This is a genomic window from Dyadobacter sp. BE31, assembly GCF_031457695.1.
Classification (GTDB): Bacteria; Bacteroidota; Bacteroidia; order Cytophagales; family Spirosomataceae; genus Dyadobacter.
This window is the reverse complement of record NZ_JAVDXA010000006.1, coordinates 162,992-188,660: the sequence shown is the minus strand read 5'-3', so window position 1 is coordinate 188,660 and position 25,669 is coordinate 162,992. Positions and strand designations below refer to the sequence as shown.

Genomic DNA, 25,669 nt, shown 5'->3' with positions numbered 1-25,669 from the left:
CTCAGCTTCCGGGATTTTCTTTTTTGGAGCCGAATTAGCCGTTTGATAACCCCTAGCGTCACCTGAACATTGCTTTCGGAAAGAGTTTGAGATAAGTACAAAATTGAAAACCGGGTCGGCCGCCCTGTTTTACACTTCACCTTATCCCAAATTTTTCCCATGAGACAACACCTCCTGCCGCTATCCATTGCGGCGTCCGTTATCGCGCTTCTCACTTATGCGGGCAGCGTTAGCTTCTTTCCTACCTTTTTAATACAATCATTACCCGGCGACAGTCTGCTAAAACCGGGCAGACACAATAATACCGGCATTCCGCCCGGACTCGGTGAAACCATCGCTTCCCACGAGTACCACATTTCCTACGACCGCGCCCGGCGTGTGCTCCAAAGTCCCAACCGAAAGCATAACCTGCGCGCCTGTTACAAGCCCGGAAATCTCACAATTCAAAACCGCGTCGATTCACCGGGCCAGTATTTTTCATTGGTATTACAAAATGAAGGCATCCTGGCCGACGGCCTGCTGATCGGCCACCCGAACCCTACCGCTGAACCTGAAATACTTGAAAACAGGCTCCTGCTCCGACATTCAACATTCACGGAAGAGTATATCAACAATGAAAGCGGCTTACGGCAGAATTTTATCATTCAACAAGCCCCTGCCGGCACAAAAGAACTGGAAGTAAAACTATCCGCCCGGGGCTTACGCATTGAGAATGGAAGTGCAAACGAATTGCTGTTTTTTGCCGATAACGACCAGACACACCCCTACCTCATTTACCGCGATCTGAAATGCTGGGACGCCGGAAACCGGCCCCTCACCGCGCATCTCACCGGCGAGGGTCAGCAAATTCGCATCACCGTCGACGTGCATCATGCCGCCTATCCGGTTACGATCGATCCGATTGTCGAGAATGGCAGTCCGGCCAATGCCAATGCATTATTCGCGTCATCACAAGCGGATGCATTACTGGGATTTTCGGTCGCTTCGGCCGGGGATGTCAATTCCGACGGGTATAGCGACGTACTCGCCGGTGCGCCGCATTACGACAATGGTGAGGACAACGAGGGGGCTGCATTTCTCTATTATGGTTCCGCCAACGGGCTCAATCCTGTGCCAACGCTTTTAGAAAGCAACCAGGCGCATGCCGGAATGGGTTACTCGGTTTCGAGCGCGGGAGATATCAACAACGACGGTTTCAGCGATATCGCACTCGGAACGCCATTTTACGACAATGGGCAACCCAACGAGGGTGTAGTATTTGTCCATTTCGGATCTCCCAAAGGCATAAAGCCCATTCCGGCTGTGATGCTGGAAGGGAATCAGGCCGGGGCACAATTTGGCATGGCCGTTGCATTGGCAGGCGACGTAAATAATGATAGTTACAGCGACCTGATCGTCGGTGCCAGCGAGTTCGACAAAGGGCAGTTGAATGAAGGGGCGGCAGTTGTTTACTATGGTTCAAAAGTCGGCATCGATCCCAACAAGATGACGATTCTGGAAATGAACCAGTCTATTTCCGGAATGGGCACCTCTGTTGCTGGTGCGGGGGACGTCAACTCGGATGGTTTCAGCGATGTGCTGGTCGGCGCACCGTTTTACGATCAGGGCGAATCCGATGAGGGCGCCGCGTTTGTGTACCTGGGCGGCGTGCAGGGAATATCACCGGCCCCAACCATCATCCAAAGTAACCAGGCCGACGCCCACCTGGGCACCTCGCTCGCGTGCGCGGGAGATTTAAATGGTGATGGATTTTCCGATATCATTCTCGGTGCGCCGCACTACGACAAGGTGTATTCCGACCAGGGTTTGGTCAAAATACACCTCGGCTCTGCCAATGGAATCAATGCTAACACCCCGATCACGCTTGTGGGGCAGCAAATGGAAGAAGAATTCGGTCGCGCGGTAGCCTGTGCTGGTGATGTGGAAGGCGATGGCTATGCTGATATTATGATTGCGAGCCTAATGCAGGGTAAAAATTTACTTCATGAAGGAGTAGTCATGCTTTTTTCAGGGATTCCGGCGGGTATTCATAAAAAACCTGCATCTGTTTTCAAAAGCGGCCAGGCCAATGCGTACCTCGGCCAGTCGCTCGCCAGCGCGGGGGATGTCGATGGCGACGGATACAGCGATATTGTCATCGGCGCTCATCTATATGATCATACGCAAAACAACGAAGGAGCGATCATGGTCTGGCACGGCGGTGCATCCGGCCCGAATACCGCTGCGGCTTTGAATGCCAGCCAGCCGGAGTCGGCCCTGGGCTATTCGGTTTCGGGTGCAGGCGATGTCGACGGCGATGGCTACGACGACGTGATCGTCGGTGCACCGCATTATGACAATGGTCAATCCGAGGAAGGCGTCGCATTCCTGTTTAAAGGAACGCGGGACGGCATCGGCCAGATACCCGCCCATATGCTCGAAGCCGATCAGGCAGACGCCGGTTTCGGCACATCGGTTTCCGCTGCCGGGGATGTCAACGGCGACGGATTTGGCGACATTATCGTGGGCGCGATGCATTACCATGGCGGCCAAGACGAAGAAGGTGCCGCATTTGTTTACCTCGGCTCACCGGCAGGCCTCCACTCGACCCCCATCCAACTCGAAAGCGACAAAACCGGCGCCTGGTTTGGTTGCGCCGTAGCGCACGCCGGTGACCTGAATGACGATGGCTTTTCCGAAATAGTAATCGGCGCGATGAATTATTCCAATGGCCAGTCGGAAGAAGGCGCGCTTTATCTCTTCCCCGGCTCACCCAACGGCCCCAATCCCGCCGGACTACGGATTATCGAAAGCGACCTCGAAGATGCACGGCTTGGTAATGCGGTGTCAGCCGCCGACGATGTGAACGGCGACGGCCGCGACGACATCGTTGCAGGCGCATACAGCGTCGGCGATTACGACGCGGGCGCCGTCTTTATTGGCTATGGGAAAGCCAATTCCCTGGACTCGCTTACTTTGGATTGCATCAAAGGCACACAGGATCAGGCGCATTTCGGATGGGACGTATCCGGCGCAGGCGATTTGAATGGCGATGGGCATTCCGACCTGATTGTGGGCGCCCATGCCTACGACAACGGCGACGGTGCCGCACACATTTACTATGGTTCGCCCGCGGGGATCACGCAGGCGAACGTCACGCACCTGTACACGCACGAGACGGGTATGGGCGCTGCTATGGGCGAGTCCGTCGCAGGTGCGGGCGACCTCGATGGCGATGGGTACGGTGATGTGCTTGTCGGCGAGCCATGGTTTATAGATGAAAACACCTCGGTACTAACAGGCCTCGTCCTGATTTTTTACGGATCACCCACAGGAATCGCTCCCGGCCCACAACGCATTACGGGCAATCCCAACGATAGTTATGACTTCTTCGGATGGTCGGTGGCTGCTGCCGGCGACGTAAATGCGGACGGTTACAGCGATATGCTCGTAGGCTCCCCAAATTTTAGCTCCGACCAGACCGATGCGGATGCTGCATTTGTCTACTACGGCAATAATGGCGCGGGTTTACGGAACAATATCCGCCTTTATAACTCGGATCTCTCCACATTGCTGAACAACCAGCAGCATGGCAAAAGCGATTTCGGAGTCGGGCTGTTTTCCAAATCGTTTTTAGGATTGAGTAAAGGAAAACTGGCGTGGGAAGCGCTTGCAAGCGGGCAGGCATTCTCCACCGGCTCCAATGGGCTTCTTCTTAACAGTACTTTTTACAACGGCTCTCAAAAAGGATATTACAGCCTCACCGGCTCGGAGCTTAAAGCGAAAATTAACAAACAAGGCTCCCGAACAAACCTGAGAGTCAGAATCAAATACAATCCCGCGCTGGCATTGACGGGGCAGGTTTACAGCCCGTGGCGGTACCTGTCCAGTCCATCCACGGGAACAACCAGCGCTCCCGTTCCAAAGGTCCCCGAAACCGGAGACGATGAAAATCCGGCCGCAACAACCTACGGATACCCCAACCCGGCAGCCTCGGCATTACACATTCATATCGGAAAAACCCTGACAATCGCCGAGTCCGCATTGCTCACAACCAACGGCTCGGTAGTTCGAAGTTGGAAAGGAAATCCTGAAAAACTGGATCTGCGCGGAGTCGGCACGGGACGATATGTGCTCCGCATCCGTTACGCCGATGCCACGGAAAGCCATCACTCTATTGTGTTGCATTAATTATCCGGCGGCTACTTTCAGAGGATCAATGAACCACGGGCTAAGTGGTTGCTACCTGAGAATAATCGCTTAGCTCTTTAAATTCCCGCGCTCACAAAATTTGGGGCGCGGGAATGTTACCGTAATCCAAAACTATCAATACACACGAGTATGAAAAAGATTTATCAACGGGCCATGGCCGTTGCCCTGGCCGGAACGACTCTCCTCGGAGCAGGGTTGTGGCACAAACACCATCGAATAAGCCCGGCTCCTTCAAAGCAAGTCACGAAAAACGCCGAAACGTTACCGACGGGCGTTTCAGAAGCGACGCTGGCGGACATCCGAAGCTCGCTGGAAAAGCAGGAGTACCACATCTCCTACGACGAGCAGAAGCAAAAACTGCAAAGCCCCAACCGCCGGAACAACATCCGCGCCTACTACGAGCCGGGTAAACTCACCGTCCAGACCCGTGTAGACACCACCGGGGAAGGCTTCAAAGTACAATTGGTCAATGAGGGCATATTCGCCGACGGCAAGCTGCTCTATACCCCCCAAGCCAATGCAAAGGCCGAACACCACGAAAACAAAGTGCAGATCAGCCACAATGCGTTCACCGAGGAGTTTATCAACAATGAAGCCGGCGTACGCCAGAACTTCATCATCGAAAACGCCCCGGAAGGCACCCGCCAGTTGCAGGTAAAAATGACCGCCAAAGGCCTGAAAGTAGAACAAGGTTCGGGCAATGAGCTGCGCTTCTACTCCGAAGCAGCTAATGGCCAAACCCACAACGAGCTTGTTTACAGCGATCTCAAATGCTGGGACGCCAACAAAAAGCCGCTAACCGCGAACCTTGCTTACGTGGATAACCGCATTCAGATCAGCGTGGATGTGGCCGGGGCCACCTACCCGGTTACGATTGACCCTATTATTGCCAACGGCACACCGCAGAATGCAAACAAGGTGCTCGAAGTCAATCAAAGCTATATGTGGCTGGGCTTCTCGGTAGCGAGCGCTGGTGATGTGAACGGCGATGGGTATAGCGATGTGGTCGTTGGCGCACCGCACTATGACCTGGGAGAGGACAATGAAGGAGGGGCATTTGTGTATAAAGGTGGTCCCTTTGTATTGACCGCGACAGCGGTTACCTTCCAAAGCAACCAGAAGGATGCGCAAATGGGATATTCCGTGGCAAGTGCGGGGGACTTCAATGGAGATGGATTTAGCGATGTGCTGGTGGGTATACCGTTTTACGACAAAGATGCCATCGACGAAGGACGAGCAAACCTCTATCTCGGTTCCAGTACATTTTTCGATGATCCAATTACTGCCTACGGGTTTGGTAACGGCCATGGCGGCGCTTTACTAGGAATTAATGTAGCGACCGCAGGCGATATTAATGGCGACGGATTCAGTGACCTTTTAATCGGAGCAAGTCAGGATACAAATGGAGAAAGCAAAGAGGGAAGTGTTTGGGTAAAATACGGGAATGCCAATACAAACCTAAATTCCGCTGCTTCGATGACCCTCCAAATTAACCAGGCCAATGCCCAGTTCGGTTACTCGCTCGCTCCCGCTGGTGACATCGATGCGGATGGATACAGCGATATCATTATAGGTGCACGTTATTATACCAACGGTCAGGGCCAGGATGCCGAGGGTGGTGCTTTCATCTACCGCGGAACCAGTAGTGGTCAACTGGACGGTCCGGTAATCATACAAGGTAACCAATACAACGCCGCCATGGGCAATAGAGTGAGCTCAGCCGGGGATGTAAATGGGGACGGATACAGTGATGTGCTTATTAGTGCCTATTTGTACGATCTTAATATTGCAAACGAGAAAGACCATGGGATAGTCAATCTGTACCTCGGATCTTCAAACGGCATTAGCGCGCAGCAGCAACCATCCAGGACCTTTTACGGAAAGCATAACGACCATATGGGCTCCTCGATCGCCTGCGCCGGCGATGTGAATGGCGACGGCTATTCCGACATCCTACTCGGTGCTGAGTACTACGATAACGGCCAGTTCAATGAAGGGGGGGTGTTCGTCTATCTTGGATCAAAAGACGGCATACCAATTGTGGCCGTGCCGGTCGCTACGATGGAAAGCAACCAAATTGACGGCTGGTTCGGTACCGCCGTTGCCAGCGCTGGGGATGTGAACGGGGATGGATACAGCGATATCCTAGTTGGCTGTTACACTTTTGATAATGGCCAGAAGGACGAAGGGCATGTGTTTGTTTATCATGGCGGTGCGGATGGGATTGGGACGAAGGATGGAATATCGGTTACCAATAACAAAGCCGGCGCTAAAATGGGTTTTTCAGTGGCGAGTGCAGGTGATGTCAATGCGGATGGTTATGACGATGTGGTCGTCGGAGCGCCCTATTATGATGCAGGCGAGCCCAGCGAAGGAGCTGCATTTGTCTATTATGGTTCTGTCGACGGATTAGTTACCAACGTTTATAATCTGTTACAGAAAAACCAGGCCGACTCTTACTTCGGTGGCTCCGTAGCGGGCGCAGGGGATGTTAACGGGGATGGCTATGACGACATACTTGTTGGTGCCAAGGAATACACTAACGGCCATAGTAATGAGGGAGTTGTATTCTTTTACCCTGGCTCCGCGTCGGGAATTGACCAGAATGCCGCCCCATTTATATGCGAGGCAAATAAGGCTGATTCAGATTATGGCTTTTCAGTCGCCGGTGCAGGGGATATCAATCGCGATGGCTATGCAGATATTATTATCGGGGCGCCAACATACATAGCCCAGGGTATAGCCTTCGTCTACTTTGGAGGGAATATTGGACCCGGCAACCAGGTCGGCCTCACGGGATATTTCAACTCGCATTTCGGTGAAGCAGTCTCTTCAGCGGGAGATGTTAACGGAGATGGGTATAACGACGTAATTGTTGGCGCCTGGGGTGCAGCTATCGGAGAGCAAGGCGAAGGGGCAGCCTATATTTATCACGGGGCATCGTCGTTCGACGCGACTTATGACAAACGCCTGGAAGGCAACCAAATCGACGCCAATTTCGGCTTTTCAGTGGCCTCTGCCGGAGATGTGAATGCGGATGGATATAGTGATGTGATCATTGGAGCCCGCTATTATGACAATGGAGAATCCAACGAGGGGGTCGCAAAAGTCTACTACGGAACGATTGGCGGTATCAACGACGTAACTCCCGCTCCCACGCTATTGGAACCAAACGTTGTGAATGCTTATTTCGGCTCATCCGTTAGCTGTGCCGGAGATGTGAATGGGGACGGATATAGTGACGTAATTGTAGGGGCCTACAATGTGAATAATGGGCATATTCAGGAAGGAAAAATCTTTGTATACCACGGATCACCTTCCGGCACTAAACAAGCCAGCTCATTCAGTAACGAAAGTAATATCGCCGGCACTTTTCTCGGCAAGGCGGTTTCGGGAGCGGGTGATGTCAACGGCGACGGGTACAGCGATGTTCTTGCAGGCGCAGATGGCTACAATAACGGACAAGCGGCTGACGCTGGCGCAGCTTTCGTTTATTATGGTAACAATGGGAAAGGGTTGCGGAATAATGTGCGGCTTTACTGCGGTAATAAAGTTACACCGATCAATCATACGTGGTTTAATCAGACATTTTTTGGCTTTGGCATCTATGCAAAATCATTTCTTGGTGTGAATAACGGCAAAACTGCCTATGAAACCGGGAATGGTTTCCCATTTTCAAAGGTAGGCAACAATACCATCACAACTAGTACTTCGTATAGCGGCATGTCACCGACATTCAACCTACCTAAAACAGAGGCTGAGTTAACGGAACTTGCATCTAAGAAGTTAACTAGCACTAAGTTCCGAGCCCGCGTCCGTTACTCCCCCGTCCTGGCCATCACCGGCCAGATGTACGGCCCGTGGCGCTACGTACAACGCCAGCTCGCAGGCTACAACAATGCCCCGGTACCGGAAGAAGCCATGGCTGAAACGATCAAAAGAAAAGTCGAGCCGGAAATCGAAACTTCCGTTTCCCTGTTCCCGAACCCCGCTTCGGATCGCCTATCGGTCCAGGTCTCTGATCCGTCCGACGTTCGCGGTGTCCGCCTTTACAATACCAGCGGGACACCCGTTTTCCAATCGCAGCGATACGAAAAAGATATCGACGTAAGCAAACTGCCCGGAGGCGTTTATATCCTCATGCTCAACCGGGCCAGCGGCACAAGTACATCGCACCGGGTTCTGATCCGGCGATAGCCCCCTCTCCGACGCCTCCCCCGTGCCGTGGGGAGGCGTTCTTTTTTTCATATACCGTCTAATCATTCCATTCCACCCGGCGGCTAAACGGTTTGAAATCACTTTTGAAGTATCGGTAAACTTTACGAAAGCGCTTCACGTATCCCTCCTTGTAACCGATTGTTTCACTTAAAGGATTGCTGACTATGAAAAGTCGTTACATGTCCATTCTGTACGCAGGAATGGCCCTGGCAGCATTCGCTGCCGGTTTTCACACCTTCGACCACCTTTGCCGGTCCCTGCCACGAAACCCTGTTAAAAAACAGACAGCCTCCCCATTACATGCGGCCCTGCCGGGAGCAGCGCCCTCCGAAAAGATCCTGTCAGATATCCGCGATGCGCTCGAAAAGCAGGAGTACCACATCTCTTACGATGCGCAAAAGAAAAAACTGCAAAGCCCCAATCGCAGCAACAACATCCGGGCCTACTACGAGCCGGGGAAACTCACCGTCCAGACCCGTGTTGACACCACCGGGGAAGGCTTTAAAATGGAACTGGTCAATGAGGGCGTCTTCGCCGACGGCAAGCTGTTGTACGCGCCCCACGCTAAGGCAAAGGCCGGGCACCACGAAAACAAAGTGCAGATCAGCCACGACGCATTCACTGAGGAGTTTATCAACAATGAAGACGGCGTCCGCCAGAACTTCATCATCGAAAACGCCCCGGAAGGCACCCGCCAGTTGCAGGTAAAAATGACGGCCAAAGGCCTGAAAGTAGCACAAGGCTCCGGCAACGAGTTGCGCTTCTACTCCGAAGCAGCTGATGGCCAAACCCGCAACGAGCTTGTTTACAGTGATCTCAAATGCTGGGACGCCAACAAAAAGCCGCTGAGCGCGAGCCTTGCTTATGTGAATAACCGCATTCAAATCAGCGTGGATGTAGTGGGAGCTGTCTACCCCGTTACCATCGATCCTATTATCGCTAATGGTACGCCTCAAAATGCCAACAAAGTGCTTGAAGTAAACCAAACCTCCATGCACCTGGGCTGGTCTGTGTCTAGTGCGGGTGATGTGAATGGGGACGGATACAGCGATGTGATCGTGGGCGCGCCGGATTACGACTATACCAAAGATGCCGAAGGAGGGGTGTTTGTGTACAAAGGTGGTCCGGCCGGCTTGACATTAACAGCTGTTACCTTCAAATCCAACCAGGCCGGTGCCAAAATGGGATATTCCGTATCTAGCGCAGGGGATTTTAACGGGGATGGGTTTAGTGATGTATTGGTGGGGATACCATATTACGACGGAAATGCCATCGATGAAGGAGGGGTAAACCTCTATCTTGGCGCCGGTACATTTTTTACTGGCCCAATTACTGCTTATGGTATCGGTAACGGCCATGCGGGCGCCTTACTGGGAATCAATGTGGCCACCGCTGGAGATATTAACGGCGACGGATTCAGTGACCTATTAATAGGAGCAAGTCAAGATACAAATGGAGAAAGCAAAGAAGGGAGTGTTTTGGTAAAATACGGGAATGCCAATACAGACTTAAATTCCGCTTCTTCAATGACCCTTCAAATTAACCAGGCAAATGCCCAATTCGGCTACTCGCTCGCTCCCGCGGGAGACATTGATGCGGACGGATACAGTGATGTTATCGTAGGCGCACGGTGGTATACCAACGGCCAGGGACAGGATGCAGAAGGTGCGGCTTTCATCTATCGCGGAGGAGGCAACGGTCTTCAGGGGAATCCGACAATCATAGAAGGCAACCAATACAATGCCGCGATGGGCAACAGAGTAAGCTCGGCAGGGGATGTGAACGGGGATGGGTATAGTGATGTGCTTATTAGTGCTTATTTGTTCGACCTTAATGTCGCGAACGAGAAAGACCATGGCATAGTCAATCTGTACCTTGGATCCTCAACCGGCATCAGTGCACAACAGCAACCATCCAGAACCTTTTACGGAAAGCATAACGACCATATGGGCTCCTCGATCGCCTGTGCCGGCGATGTGAATGGCGACGGCTATTCCGACATCCTACTCGGTGCTGAGTACTACGATAACGGCCAGTTCAATGAAGGTGGGGTGTTCGTCTACTACGGATCAAAAGGTAATGTAGGTATCGTCGGAGAGCCGGTCGCTACGCTGGAAAGCAACCAGGCCGACGGCTGGTTCGGCACCGCCGTTGCCAGCGCCGGGGATGTGAACGGGGATGGATACAGCGATATCCTAGTTGGTTGCTACACTTTTGACAGTGGGCAGACGGACGAAGGGCATGTGTTTGTTTACAATGGCGGTGCGGAAGGAATTGGCACGAAGGATGCATTGACAATCACGAACGGCAAACCGGGTGCTCAAATGGGTTTTTCAGTGGCCAGTGCAGGTGATGTCAATGCGGATGGCTACGACGATGTGGTCGTCGGAGCACCCTATTATGATGACGGAGAGCCCAGCGAAGGAGCTGCATTTGTCTATTATGGTTCTGTCGATGGGTTAATTACCAATACCTATCACCTGTTACAAAAAGATCAGGCGAACTCTTTCTTCGGCGGCTCCGTGGCAGGTGCAGGTGATACCAATGGAGACGGCTTTGATGACGTCCTGGTTGGTGCCAAGGAGTACACTATTGGAGAAAGTAATGAAGGGGTGGTGTTTTTGTACTTTGGCACGGCATCGGGTATCGATTTGAACGTACAACCCAAGGCACTGCAAATGAATAAAGCCGATTCGGATTTTGGTTACGCGGTTGCCGGTGCGGGAGATATCAATCGTGACGGATATGCCGATATTATCATCGGTGCACCCACCTATATCGCGCAAGGCATCGCTTTGGTTTACTACGGAGGAGTGAATGGCCCAGCGAATCAAGTCACCCTTACCGGATTTACCAATACGCACTTTGGTGAAGCAGTATCCTCGGCAGGTGATGTGAACGGAGATGGGTATAACGACGTAATTGTAGGTGCCTGGGGCGCAGCTATCGGAGAGCAGGGTGAAGGGGCTGCTTATATTTACCTCGGGGCATCTTCGGGACTTGATGTGACTTACGACAAGCGTCTGGAAGGAAACCAGATCGATGCCAGTTTCGGCTTTTCAGTGGCCTCTGCCGGAGATGTGAATGGAGATGGATATAGTGATGTGATTGTGGGAGCCCGCTACTACGATAAAGGCGAATCCAATGAAGGTGCTGCGATTGTCTATTATGGAACAGTGGGAGGCATCAATGACGTCACCCCATCCCCAACTTATCTGGAAGCAAACGTCAGTGGGGCCTACTTCGGATGGTCGGTCAACTGTGCCGGAGATGTGAATGGAGACGGGTATAGTGATCTAATTGTAGGCGCGCCCAATTTTTCCGTCGGTCAAAGTAATGAGGGAAATGTATTTGTTTACCAAGGTTCACCCGATGGTGCTAAAGCAGCCAGTTCATTCAGCAACGAAAGTAATACTGCCGATAACCTTCTGGGCAAGGCGGTTTCGGGAGCCGGTGATGTCAACGGCGACGGATACAGTGATGTTCTTGCAGGCGCAAATGGTTACAATAACGGACAAGCTACCGACGCTGGTGTAACTTTCGTTTATTATGGCAACAATGGCAAAGGGTTGCGGAATAATGTGCGGCTTTACAATGCCAGCACGTTAACTCCGATCAACCATACCAATTTTAATTACTCAGAATTTAATATCGGATTGTTTACAAAATCATTTTTAGGCGGAAGCAATAAGGAAAAGTATGTTCGGGAAGTGAAAGCGCCAGGTATTGCGTTTTCAAGAATAGGAAACAATCCTATCACAACAAGTACCGCATTTTCGACAATCTCTGGAAATATCGTTATCCCGTATTCAGGCACCGAACTGATATCCATTCAGGGCAAAGTTGGCAATTTTGTAACCAAAGTCCGCGTACGCGTCCGCTACTCCCCCACCCTGGCTATCACCGGCCAGATGTACGGCCCGTGGCGCTACGTGCAACGCCAGCTCGCAGGCTACACCAATCCACCGGTACCGGAAGAAGCCATGGCTGAAACGATCAAAAGAAAAGTCGAGCCGGAAATCGAAACTTCCGTTTCCCTGTTTCCTAACCCGGCTTCGGATCGCTTGTCAATTCAAGTCTCTGATCCGTCCGACGTTCGCGGTGTCTGCCTTTACAATACCAGCGGGACACCCGTTTTCGAATCGCAGCGATACGAAAAAGATATCGACGTAAGCAAACTGCCCGGAGGCGTTTATATCCTCATGCTCAACCGGGCCAGCGGCACAAGTACATCGCACCGGGTTCTGATCCGGCGATAGCCCCCTCTCCGACGCCTCCCCCGTGCCGTGGGGAGGCGTTCTTTTTTTCATATACCGTCTAATCATTCCATTCCACCCGGCGGCTAAACGGTTTGAAATCACTTTTGAAGTATCGGTAAAATTTACACCGGCGTCTCGCCCGGTAACCTGATTGTATCACCTAAAATATCGCTTCTATGAAAAGTCGCTACCTGCCTGTTCTGTATGTCGGAATGGCCTTGGCAGCTTTCGCTGCCGGTTTTCAATACCTCGACCGCCTAGGCCGGCCCCTAACACGGCCAGCCACCGCATTACCTGCTCAAATGCCTGAGACGGCTTTGTCGAAAACGGCCCTGTCGGAAACAACGTTGGCAGATATCCGCAACTCGCTGGAAAAGCAGGAATACCACATTTCCTTCGACGAGCAAAAGAAGAAGCTGCAAAGCCCGAACCGCAGAAACAACATCCGGGCCTACTACGAGCCGGGTAAACTTACCGTCCAGACACGTGTAGACACCACCGGCAAGGGTTTCAAGATGGAACTCTTGAATGAAGGGGTATTCGCCGACGGGAAGTTGCTCTACACGCCCGAAATCACCGCAAAGGCCAAGCACCACGAAAACAAAGTGCAGATCAGCCACAATGCATTCATCGAAGAGTTCATCAACAATGAAGACGGCGTCCGCCAAAACTTCATTGTAGAAAGCGCCCCGGAAGGCACCCGCCAATTGCAGGTAAGAATGACCGCCAAAGGCCTGAAAGTAGAACAAGGCTCCGGCAACGAACTACGCTTCTATTCCGAATCCTCCAACGGAAATACCCGCAACGAACTCGTTTACAGCGATCTCAAATGCTGGGACGCCAACAAAAAACCGTTGAATGCAACCCTAGCCTATGTGGATAAACGCATCCAGATCAGCGTAGACGTTGCAGCCGCCGCCTACCCCGTCACCATCGACCCGATTATCGCTAACGGTACCCCGCAGAACGCCAACAAAATCCTGGAAATCAACCAGAGTTATATGTGGCTGGGTTTCTCGGTGTCCAGCGCGGGTGATGTGAACGGGGATGGATACAGCGATGTGATCGTGGGCGCTCCAGAGTATGACCTAAACCAGGATGGTGAAGGTGCGGCCTTCATATATCCGGGCACTGCACAGGGGTTGAGCCTCGCTGCGGTAACGTTGCAATGCAACCAGGTCGGTGCTAAAATGGGATACACCGTTGCCAGCGCTGGCGATTTCAATGGGGATGGATACAGTGATGTGTTGGTGGGGATTCCTTACTATGACATTAACGGACAGAATGATGGGATGGCGAAACTCTATTTCGGGTCTGCACAAGGGATTAAGGACAACTCCGTTCCCATGAATTTTTTCACAGGAAACTCCGGCGACTTCTGCGGCATAGCATTGGCTACGGCAGGCGATATCGATGCGGATGGATACAGTGATATCATCGTAGGCGCACATTCAAGTGATTTTGGTCAAAAAAATAATCAGGGAATAGCCCTCGTATACTACGGAGCTTCCGCAAATTACAAAACAACCCAACAACTGGCTGCCGACCAGGCCAATGCGAAGTTCGGCTATTCCGTGGCGGGTGCTGGCGATGTCGATGCGGACGGATTCAGTGATGTAATTATAGGAGCCAGGTATTATACCAATGGCCAGGGGCAGGACGGGGAAGGTGCTGCGTTCATCTATCGCGGAACGGCAAGTGGCCTCGACACCGGAAATCCGGTTGTCATTGAAGGCGATCAATATGACGCCGCCTTGGGTAACAAAGTGTGCTCGGCTGGGGATGTAAATGGAGACGGGTATAGTGATGTGCTTATTAGTGCTTATTTGTATGACGGCCAGTACAGCGCCACACAAATTAAAGATGAAGGGAGGGTATTCCTGCATATGGGATCCTCAACCGGCATCACCGCTCAGCCGGTCAGAACCTTTGCTGGTGGTCATATCGACGACCGTCTGGGCTCCTCGATTGCCTGTGCTGGCGATGTGAACGGGGACGGCTATTCCGATATTCTCCTCGGCGCTCAGTATTATGATAACGGCCAATTCAACGAAGGGGCTGTCTTCGTCTGTCACGGCTCGAAAAATGGCATAGTCGGCCCTCCGGCTTCCACTCTGGAAAGTAACCAGGCCGACGGTTGGTTCGGAACCGCAGTCGCTAGCGCCGGGGATGTGAACGGCGATGGGTACAGCGATATTCTGATAGGCTGCTACACCTTTGACAACGGCCAGAAAGACGAAGGGCATGTATTCCTTTACCATGGCGGAGCAGAAGGTGTAGGCACAAATGAATTGACGACATTGTCGCTAGGCAGCATTTATGGTGCATTAGCGGGTTCCTCCGTGGCAAGCGCAGGGGATGTGAATAGTGATGGATTCGATGACATTATAATGGGTGCGCCGGATTATGACTACATGGGCCAGTCGGGTGGAGTAGCTCTTGTGTACTACGGTTCACTTACCGGCATCAATACGGGTAACTATTTGATTTTAAGCAAAAACCAACCTGGCAGCCATTTCGGCACCTCTGTCGCCGGGGCGGGCGATATTGATGGTGATGGCTATGGCGACATTATTATTGGTGCCCGCGATTACACCGAAGGAAATAGTAAAGAGGGCATTGCGGTTATTTACAAAGGTTCCAATTCGGGTATCAATCCAAATACCAGTCAAACTTTGCAAAAGGACGTTGCCAATGCCGGCTTCGGGGCATCCGTCTCCGGTGCGGGAGATATCAATCGGGATGGATTTGCGGACGTGATCATAGGCTCGCCCAATTTCGCCGTCGGCCAGAACATTTATGGCGCTGCCTACATCTACTATGGTAGCCAGAACAACGGTGCGACAAACCCGGTGACCATACAGGGCTACGACGCCAGTTCCAGCTTCGGAAATGACGTTTCCTCCGCCGGCGATGTAAACGGCGACGGGTATGCCGACGTGATCGTCGGTGCTTACTCCGCCACGCTGGGAGAAGTACAGGAAGGCGCGGCTTATATATTCCTGGGAACCAGTGGCGGAATCAATACGGCCGGGAAGGTCCTTCAAAAAAACCAGGCCAATGCATGGTTCGGGACGTCTGTCGCCTCAGCCGGTGATGTCAATGCCGATGGCTTTGGAGATGTTATCGTGGGAGCTATGTACTATGATAAAAACGAGTTGAACGAAGGGGTCGCATTTGTTTACTATGGAAATAGCACAGGCAATATCGATTCAAACCCGGGGCCATCGATCCTGGAAGCAAATGTAGCCAATGCGCGGTTTGGCAGCGCTGTCCAAAGTGCAGGTGATGTCAACGGCGATGGCTATGGGGATGTCATTATCGGTGCCAAGTATCTTTCTAATGGCAATACTGAGGAAGGAAAAGCTTTCGTGTTTCATGGCTCACCAAGCGGCGTCAAACCGACTGCTTCTTTCAGCATTGAAGGTGAGCAGAACGACATAGAATTAGGGACCTCCGTTGCCGGTGCCGGCGATGTGAACGGTGACGGATACAGCGACGTGCTGGTGGGAATGCCGCATTTTAACGATGGAGGGGGAATGCATGTACTTTACGGCAACAACGGCAAGGGCCTGAAAAACAACGTCCGGCTGTTCAATACAGATCTATCCTCGCCGCTCAATTATAACCAATTCAACCAGCCCAACTTTGTAGGCAGTTTGTTTGCAAAATCATTTATTGGAAAAAACAAAGGCAAGCTTGTATGGGAAACAATGGGGCCGGGCGTACCATTCTCCAAAATCGGCACCAATCCGATCACGACGAGCAACCAATTCACGGGAGCGGGGATTCTTGCCAATCTCTCCTCTACTGGCTCTCTACTTGGGGCTCCAATTGTAAAAACCGGGATCGCCACCAAACTCCGCATGCGCGTGCGCTACTCGCCTGTGCTGGCGCTCACCGGGCAAATGTACGGGCCATGGCGGTACCTGCAATCCCAATTGGCTGGTTACAACAATGCACCGGTTCCGGAAGAGGCGATGGCTGAAACCATCACTCATAAAGCCAATCCGGAAGCCTCTCGCGAATCGGCAGTGGCGTTGTTTCCCAATCCGGTTTCGGACAGGCTATCTATTCAGGCAACAAATCCAGGCGACATCCGCTCGGTCAGGCTTTTCAATACGGCAGGCAAGCTTTTGTATCAATCGCCACGGTTTGAGAAGGATATCGACGTAAGCAAATTACCCGGAGGCGTTTATATCCTCATGCTCAACCGGGCCAGCGGCACAAGTACATCGCACCGGGTATTGATCCGGCGATAGCCCCCTCTCCGACGCCTCCCCCGTACCGTGGGGAGGCGTTTTACTTATGCGTTGCCAAGCATATAGCTTACAGCTTAAAGCCTACCGCTTACAGCTTCCACGCCGGCAAATCATTCCCTTTCCCCCGGCGGCTAAACAGTTTGAAATCACTTTTGAAGCATCGGTAAACTTTACGCAAACGCTTCGCGTACGCCCTCCTTGTAACCGATTGTTTCACTTAAAGTATTTCTGACATGAGAAATCGTTACATGCCCATTCTGTACGTAGGAATGGTTTTCGCGGCATTCGCTGCCGGTTTTCACTCCATTGATCGCCTCAGCCGGTCACTTCCACGAAACCCTGCCCAAACACAGGCAGCGTCCGCATTACCCGCGGAAGTGTCCCAGGCAACCCTATCAGATATCCGTAACGCATTGGAAAAACAGGAGTACCATATCTCCTACGATGCGCAGAAGAAAAAGCTGCAAAGTCCCAATCGCCGGAACAACATCCGCGCCTATTACGAGCCGGGAAAGCTCACGGTTCAGACGCGCGTGGACACCACCGGCGAGGGTTTCAATATGGAGCTGGTGAATGAAGGCGTATTCGCTGACGGGAAACTCCTTTACACGCCCCAGGCCAGCGCGAAAGCTGAACATCACGAAAACAAGGTGCAGATCAGCCACCACGCATTCACCGAGGAGTTTATCAATAATGAAGACGGCGTCCGCCAAAACTTCATCATTGAAAGCGCTCCGAAAGATACCCGCCAGTTGCAGGTGAAAATGAATCCCAAAGGTCTTAAAGTAGAACAAGGTGCAGACAACGAGCTGCGCTTCTATTCCGAAACAGCCAACGGCCACATTCGTAACGAGCTCGTTTACAGCGACCTCAAATGCTGGGACGCCAACAAAAAGCCGCTAAGCGCGAGCCTTGCCTATGCAGGCAACCGCATTCAGATCAGCGTCGACGTAACAGATGCCGCCTACCCCGTCACCATCGATCCCATCATCGCCAACGGTACGCCACAAAACGCCAATAAAGTGCTCGAAGTCAACCAGACCTCTATGTGGCTCGGCTTTTCGGTATCCAGTGCGGGCGATGTGAACGGCGACGGGTACAGCGATGTGATCGTGGGCGCACCGCTGTATGACCTGGGGCAGGACAACGAAGGAGCGGCTTTTGTATACCCAGGTACTGCCGTTGGCTTGAGTTTGGCTGCCGTAACGCTTGAATGTAATCAAGCTGGTGCCCAAATGGGGTACTCTGTGGCAAGTGCAGGGGATTTTAATGGAGATGGGTTTAGTGATGTTTTGGTAGGAATACCTTATTATGACTTGAATGCCGAACAAGATAACGGTCTAGCCAGGTTGTACTATGGCTCTGCACAAGGCATATCAACCAATTCTCCTATCAACTTCCCAACATTCGATGCTGGTAGCAATTGTGGAATATCTGTTGCGACTGCCGGCGACATAGATGGTGATGGATTTAGTGATATCATTATTGGTGCCCACGGCGCCAAGTTTGATCAAATCAACGAGGGAGTCGCTTATGTTTGCTATGGTGCCCAAGCAGGAGGCAAAATGGAACAATTACTTCATTCAGATCAAGCCAATGCAAAGTTCGGTTACTCTGTCGCTCCTGCCGGTGATGTCGATGCCGACGGATTCAGCGACATCATCGTAGGCGCACGCTACTATACCAATGGCCAGGGTCAGGACGCGGAAGGTGCTGCTTTCATCTACCGCGGAAGCAGTAACGGTCTGCTTAAAAACAATCCAGTAATAATAGAAGGAAACCAATACAATGCCGCCATGGGCAACAAAGTAAGCTCGGCAGGGGACGTGAATGGCGATGGGTATAGTGATGTGCTTATAGCGGCCTATCTTTATGATGATTCGCAGTTTAAGGATCAGGGCAAAGTGGCCCTTCATCTCGGATCGTCCAACGGTATCAACCCGGTACCAATCAGAACCTTCTACGGCAGCAATCCCAACGATCAATTGGGCTCATCAGTGGCTTGCGCAGGCGATGTGAATGGAGATGGATACTCGGACATCCTCCTCGGCGCCCAGTATTACGATAATGGGCAGTTCAATGAAGGTGGCGTGTTCGTCTATCATGGCTCAAAAAACGGCATCATCGGCGGCCCCGCTTCTACATTAGAAAGCAACCAGATCGACGGCTGGTTCGGCACCGCCGTCGCCAGCGCCGGGGATGTGAACGGGGACGGGTACAGCGATATCATCATCGGCTGCTATACGTTTGACAATGGCCAGACGGATGAGGGCCATGCGTTTATCTACCATGGCGGTGCGGAAGGGATTGGTACGAATGGGGCAGTGACGCTTTCGGGCAGCGTTACTGATGCCCTGATGGGTTACTCAGTTGCGAGTGCCGGAGACGTAAATAGCGATGGGTTTGATGATGTTATTATGGGGGCGCCAGAGTTTGATTTCAATGGTACAACTGGCGGTGTTGCCTTGGTGTATTATGGATCGATGGATGGGATTCAGCTGGGGAATCAGATCATGTTGAGCAAAAATCAGCCCGACAGCTACTTCGGAACATCTGTCGCCGGGGCTGGCGATATCAATGGTGATGGATATGATGATATTATTGTGGGCGCCGATAATTATACCAATGGCCAGGCGAGCGAAGGGGCCGCTTTCATATACTTTGGCTCAAATGCAGGGATCAATCCTGCATCAGTCAAACAATTGGAGGGCAATATACCGCAACGCGATTTTGGATGTGCAGTTTCAGGTGCAGGCGATCTCAATCGGGATGGTTATGCCGACATCGTCATCGGGGACAATAAATACTCAGCCGGGGAGGGAGGCGAAGGTGCTATACATATCTATTATGGCTCTACCAGCGGCCCTGTCAATGAAGCAATTATTGAGTCCAACGTACAATATGCGTATATGGGCAACTCCGTTTCTTCTGCCGGCGATGTGAATGGAGACGGATATAGCGACATTGTTGTAGGAGCTTCCGGCTACGACAGTTACAAAGGTGCAGTCTACGTCTTCCATGGCTCCGATCAGGGAATATCGAGTAATAATCCCAAAATTCTGCTGGGTAATCAAATAGGTGCTCAAATGGGCAGGTCCGTTTCAGGAGCCGGGGATGTCAACGGAGATGGATTTAGCGACATTGTAGTAGGGGCACCTTATTTTGACAAACCGGAGGTTGATGAAGGAACTGTCATAGTGTACTACGGCTCATCAAATGGAATAAGTGATGTTAGCCCGGCACCTATTACCCTTGAACAGAATCTCGCAGACGGCGGATTCGGATTCTCAGTTAAAGGCGCAGGGGACGTGAATGGTGACGGGTACAGCGATATTGTTGCCGGTGCCGCCGATTTTGAGAATGTCGCTGCAATGATTAAAGGAAAAGCATTTGTATTTCATGGATCGCCCGCAGGAGTCAAACCAATAGCAGCATTTAGCGTCGAGAGTAATCAGGATAATGCAAAACTAGGGACGTCCGTTGCCGGCGCAGGAGACGTTAACGGAGATGGGTACAGCGACATTATCGTTGGCGCCCCGCATGCCAATCACAACCAGACTAATGATGTCGGGGCAGCGACGGTTTATTACGGCAACAACAGCAAAGGTCTGAAAAGCAACGTCCGGCTATTCAACGGCGACCTGGTCACTCCGCTCAACCATAGCCAATTCAGCCAACCCAGCTTCATTGGCACTTTATCCGCAAAATCATTTATTGGAAGAAACAAAGGCAAATTTGTATGGGAAACTATGGGACCGGGAGTGCCTTTCTCCAAAGTGGGGAACAGTCCGATCACAACGAGTAACCTGTTCACGGGCATTTCGGGTATCTCTGGTATGACGGGGGGCACTACAGTATTAGGAAACTCTATTGCAAAAAACGGCATCTCCACCAAACTCCGCGTACGCGTGCGCTACTCGCCTGCGCTGGCGATTACGGGCCAAATGTACGGCCCATGGCGGTACTTGCAATCTCAATTGGCGGGCTACAACAATGCCCCGGTACCGGAAGAAGCAATGGCCGAAACGATCAAAAGAAAAGCGATGGAAATTAGCGAAGAGTCCGGGCTTTCAGTTGTCCCCTATCCCAATCCGGTTTCAGACAAGCTGTTCATCAAAACAGAAAACATGGAACAGATCCGTGGCGTCCGGCTCCTTACTCCGACAGGAAGACTGATTCATCAATCCCAAAACCCGGCGGCAGAAATTGATGTGACAAGCCTGAACCCGGGAGTATATGTGCTGCTGGTCACGCGGCAGGACGGCTCCCAAAGTTCTCACAAGGTGATTGTAAAGAAATAGGCACCCCTGTATTGACTGAAAGGCGGCGCTTCCCTATTCCGGGAAGGCCGCCTTTTGCCTTAAAATCATTGCTTCATCCATCCGGCTAAACGGATTCGAAAATGGATTGCCATAAGCGTAAAATTTAACCCGGCGTTTGTGCCACGACCTTTTGTTTTACCAAAATCAATTCACACAATGAGACATTGTTACAAGTCCGTTCTCTACGCGGGAATGGTGCTGGCATCAGTTTCTGTGGGCTACATTTTCACCGGCTCCGCTCCCGACTTGCCGTCGGAGAAAGAAACCTCGAATGCTGCCCAGGAATCTTCCGTAGTTTCCAAAGACGTGATGGCGGATATCCGCGCTACCATCGCCCAAAAGGAGTACAACATTACTTTTGACGAAGTAACACAGTGTTTGCAAAGCCCTAACCGGCAACAGAACCTGAGAGCTTACTACAAGCCCGGGAAATTCTCCATCAAGAACCGCGTCGATTCCAGCGGATACAATTTCAGGTTGGAACTGGTCAATGAAGGGATCTTTGCCGATGGCCGGCGCGTTATGACGGCGCAAAACCATGCAACCCCGGAAAATAAGGACAACCACCTGATAGTAGATCATGGAAGCTTCTCGGAGGAATTTATCAATAACGAGCAAGGGATAAGGCAAAATTTCATCATAGAACAGGCACCGAAAGGAACCCGGGAGCTGACGGTGAAATTAGCTGCATCAGGTCTGCAAGTGCGCAATGGCGCAGAAAATGAGCTGCGCTTTTTTGTGGTCAACCAAAAAGGAGAAACGGAAGACCGCCTCGTTTACAGCGACCTGAAATGCTGGGATGCCGACAAGCAACCTCTCGAGGCCAGCCTGGCGTATGTGAATGACCGCATAGAAATCAAGGTGGATGTGGAAAACGCAGCCTTCCCGGTCACTATCGATCCGATTCTTGCCAACACCACGCTTAACAATGCAGATAAACTTATCGACAATAACCAAAACAACTCATGGCTGGGTTTCTCTGTCGCAAGCGCCGGCGATATCAATGGCGACGGGTATAGCGACGTACTGGTAGGAGCGCCGAAATACGACAACGGCCAGACAGACGAAGGAGCCGCATATGTTTTCCTGGGCACGACGGTCGGTTTAGGCCTTAAAGACGGAAAAGTACTGGAAGCGCAGCAGGATAGCGCATTGATGGGGACTTCGGTTTCGAGTGCAGGGGATGTCAACAACGATGGTTTCAGCGATATTCTGGTAGGCGTCCCCTACTACGATAAGCAGCAGAAGAACGAGGGGATTGTTCAATTGTACCTGGGATCGCAAAACGGGGTAAGCGCTGTCAACTTTACCATCCTGGAAGCCGACCAGGCAGGTGCTGCGTTCGGGATATCAACGGCACTGGCTGGCGACGTCAACGCCGATGGGTACAGCGATGTGTTGATCGGTGCGCACTTGTATGACCACGATCAGGTAAATGAAGGTGCCGCCTTTCTCTATTATGGATCGCCTAATGGGCTGCAACTCAATTCGCCGGAAATTCTCGAAGGCAGCCAGCCGGGAGCCATGATGGGCTACGCGGTGGCAGGTGCAGGAGATGTCAACAACGACGGTGCCAGCGACATCATGGTCGGAGCCCGGCTTTACAGTAACGGGGAAACTTATGAAGGAGCCGTATTTATTTACAAAGGTTCGGTGCTTTCAACTCCTGTTCTCCAAAATGGTCCGCCTCAAATTATCGAAAGCAATCAGATCGACGCACGACTGGGTCACGCCCTATCCACCGCGGGGGATGTCAATGGCGACGGGTATTCGGACGTCATTCTTGCAGCGTATTTATTTGACAATGGCCAGACCAACGAAGGAGCTGTATTTATTCACCATGGTTCTGCTAATGGGGTCAATCCGGCAGCTGCCAAAACCATCGAAGGGAACCAAATCGAGGCGCAGATGGGCTTTGCCGTCAACGCCGCCGGCGATCACAACGGCGACGGATACGGCGATATTATTATCGGAGCCCGCTTTTACGACAATGGGCAGGCCAACGAAGGGGCGGTGTTTATACACAACGGCTCGCCAACCGGGGTAAGCCAAACTGCCAATGCCGTCATTGAAAGTAACCAAGGCGAAGCCTGGATGGGTAATGCAGTAGCCAGCGCCGGCGATGTGAATGGTGATGGTTATAGTGATATTGTTGTAGGCGTATTTACCTATGACAATGGCCAAAACGACGAAGGGATTGTGGTGATCTACAATGGTAAACCCGATGCACCAGGGGCTACCGCGAAAGTGGCCACCTTAAATGCCGTCAGCGGAGCGTCGGCAGGTACCTCTGTGAGCATCGTGGGAGACCTGGACGGCGACGGCCTTGACGATATTGCTGTTGGCGCCCCGAATTATGACGACGGTTATACGGATCAGGGAGCTTTGTTTATCCACTATGGCGATGCGACAACCGGAACAGCCTTTCAGATATTATGGAAAGGCACTGGCAATAATGCCAAGTTCGGCTCGGCGGTTTCAGGAGCGGGAGACGTTAATGGCGATGGTTTGGACGACATCATTGTGAGCGCACCCGGTGCTACGAGTGGAGTAAATGTTGGCGGTGTGTATGTGATTTTCGGCGCTCCCAAAAATGCGGGTGCCGGGATCCCTGTCGAACTGTTTGGCGGCGGAAATTCCGGTTTCGGTACTGCAGTGTCAGGAGCTGGTGACATTAATAGGGACGGCTTTGATGATATTATTATAGGTGTTCCCAACGCCACCAAACCGAACGCCCCAGGCACGGGAATGGTATATATTTACCTCGGTGCCGGTGTTGGTCTTAATCTAAACCCAACTGGTGTAAATTCCGGAGTTGCCAATACCCATATTGGTAACAGCTTGTCCTCTGCGGACACAAATGGTGACGGGTATAGTGATATCATCGTTGGAGCCAATCAGGCTAGCATAGGCCAGAACGGAGAAGGGGCCGTATTTATTTGGCGTGGCTCCGCGTCCGGCATTGCAACTGATGCTATCTTCAATAATTTACTGGAACTTGATGTCCCCGATGCCAACATGGGCATCTCCGTTGCCGGTGCAGGGGATGTAAATGGCGACGGATATGGTGATATTGTTGTTGGGTCAGACAAGTATGACAACGGTCAGAATGACGAAGGACGGGCGACCGTATTTTATGGCTCCAGTACCGGCTGTACTTCGGCGAATAAAACCAACCTGGAAGTCAACCAGGCCGGTGCGTATTTCGGCAGGTCCGTTGGAGGCAATACGGACGTGAATGCCGACGGCTATGACGACGTGATCGTTGGAGCACCTTTTTACGGCAATGGCAGCAGCAATGAAGGTGGGGCATGGGTATTCTACGGTTCACCCGATGGTGTAAATTTCACCAGCAGTTTCAACACAGAAAGTAACCAGCTTCTTGCACACATGGGAGCGTCAGTCTCAGGCGGTGGCGATCTTAACGGCGACGGATATGGTGATTTTGTTGTAGGTATTCCAAACTACAACCAGGGCGGCACCGTCAACAGCGGAAGTTGCTGGGCTTATTTTGGCAACAACGGGAACCACGGTAACGTCTGGCAGAACAAGCGCAACAACCTCCGACTTTATAATGGCAACCTGAGCAGCCCGATGAGTTACCAACAAGCCACCAACGTAAGCTTTGGTCTCGGCCTAACCGGCACCTCGTTTACCGGACGTAACAATGGCAGGATGATGTGGGATTTTGCCACGCCGGGCCAAAAATTCTCCTGTGTTGCAGGCAATCCCAAAGATTATCCCATCACGACAAGCACCAAGACTGACAATGGACAAATGGCTTTTTACAGCCTCCCTCCGTATGAGTTCAAAGAGCTCGTTGCAAAGCCCGTGGGTTCATCATTTCGCATACGCGGCCGGGTAAAATATGAATTGACAACCGCCTTGACGGGCCAGCGTTACAGCCCATGGCGATATTCGTCAAAACCTATTATTTATATACAGCCCCTTACTGTACCGGAGGAAGTTTCAAACGAAATTTTTGTCCCAAAACACGCTCTTGAAAATACAGAGCGCAGCGAAAGGGTTACCGTATACCCCAACCCCGTATCGGACCGCCTGTTTATCCAATCCACCAACCCGGATCAGGTTGCCTCGCTGCAATTGATTTCAACAAACGGCACAATGGCCTTCACATCTGCTATGCCACAAAGCGAGGTAGACGTAAAACACCTGCCGGCAGGATCGTATATTCTGGTAATCAACCGGAAAGACGGTTCCAAAACTTCTCACAAGGTTTTGATCAGAAAATAATAGGACGACTCGTGTTCAAAATGCTTCCCGGAAATTCCGGGAAGCATTTTTTATTTCCGAAGGGTCAATGATTTCCAGCCGATCGGACATCGCTTTCTGATTTCAATCCCGCTCATTATCAACTTGTAAGCTCGATCGGAGTATTACCTCTTTAAATCAAAAC

6 protein-coding genes are annotated in these 25,669 nt (G+C 51.8%); all 6 read left to right on the top strand.

Annotated elements, in window-relative coordinates; genetic code table 11:
- Window positions 1-159: 159 nt before the first annotated feature.
- The 6 genes from J2Y43_RS26305 to J2Y43_RS26280 all read left to right on the top strand — a co-directional run bounded on the left by J2Y43_RS26305 (window position 160) and on the right by J2Y43_RS26280 (window position 25,506).
- Window positions 160-4,170: an FG-GAP-like repeat-containing protein gene (locus tag J2Y43_RS26305; protein ID WP_309989926.1), complete on the top strand. Its 4,011-nt coding sequence runs from the start codon at window positions 160-162 to the stop codon at window positions 4,168-4,170.
- Between the two features lie 150 nt (window positions 4,171-4,320).
- Complete coding sequence (locus J2Y43_RS26300) at window positions 4,321-8,388, top strand: FG-GAP-like repeat-containing protein (protein WP_309989928.1); 4,068 nt, start codon at window positions 4,321-4,323, stop codon at window positions 8,386-8,388.
- 185 nt (window positions 8,389-8,573) lie between these two features.
- The gene (locus J2Y43_RS26295; protein ID WP_309989931.1) at window positions 8,574-12,668 is read left to right on the top strand and encodes an FG-GAP-like repeat-containing protein; all 4,095 of its coding nucleotides are present in this window, start codon (window positions 8,574-8,576) and stop codon (window positions 12,666-12,668) included.
- 176 nt (window positions 12,669-12,844) lie between these two features.
- Window positions 12,845-16,930 (top strand): FG-GAP-like repeat-containing protein, encoded by a 4,086-nt coding sequence (locus J2Y43_RS26290; protein WP_309989934.1) that lies wholly within the window; start codon window positions 12,845-12,847, stop codon window positions 16,928-16,930.
- Between the two features lie 233 nt (window positions 16,931-17,163).
- Window positions 17,164-21,231, top strand: a complete 4,068-nt coding sequence (locus J2Y43_RS26285) for an FG-GAP-like repeat-containing protein (RefSeq protein ID WP_309989937.1) — start codon at window positions 17,164-17,166, stop codon at window positions 21,229-21,231.
- A 177-nt stretch (window positions 21,232-21,408) separates the two neighbouring features.
- Window positions 21,409-25,506 (top strand): FG-GAP-like repeat-containing protein, encoded by a 4,098-nt coding sequence (locus J2Y43_RS26280; protein ID WP_309989939.1) that lies wholly within the window; start codon window positions 21,409-21,411, stop codon window positions 25,504-25,506.
- The last annotated feature ends 163 nt before the right edge of the window (window positions 25,507-25,669 follow it).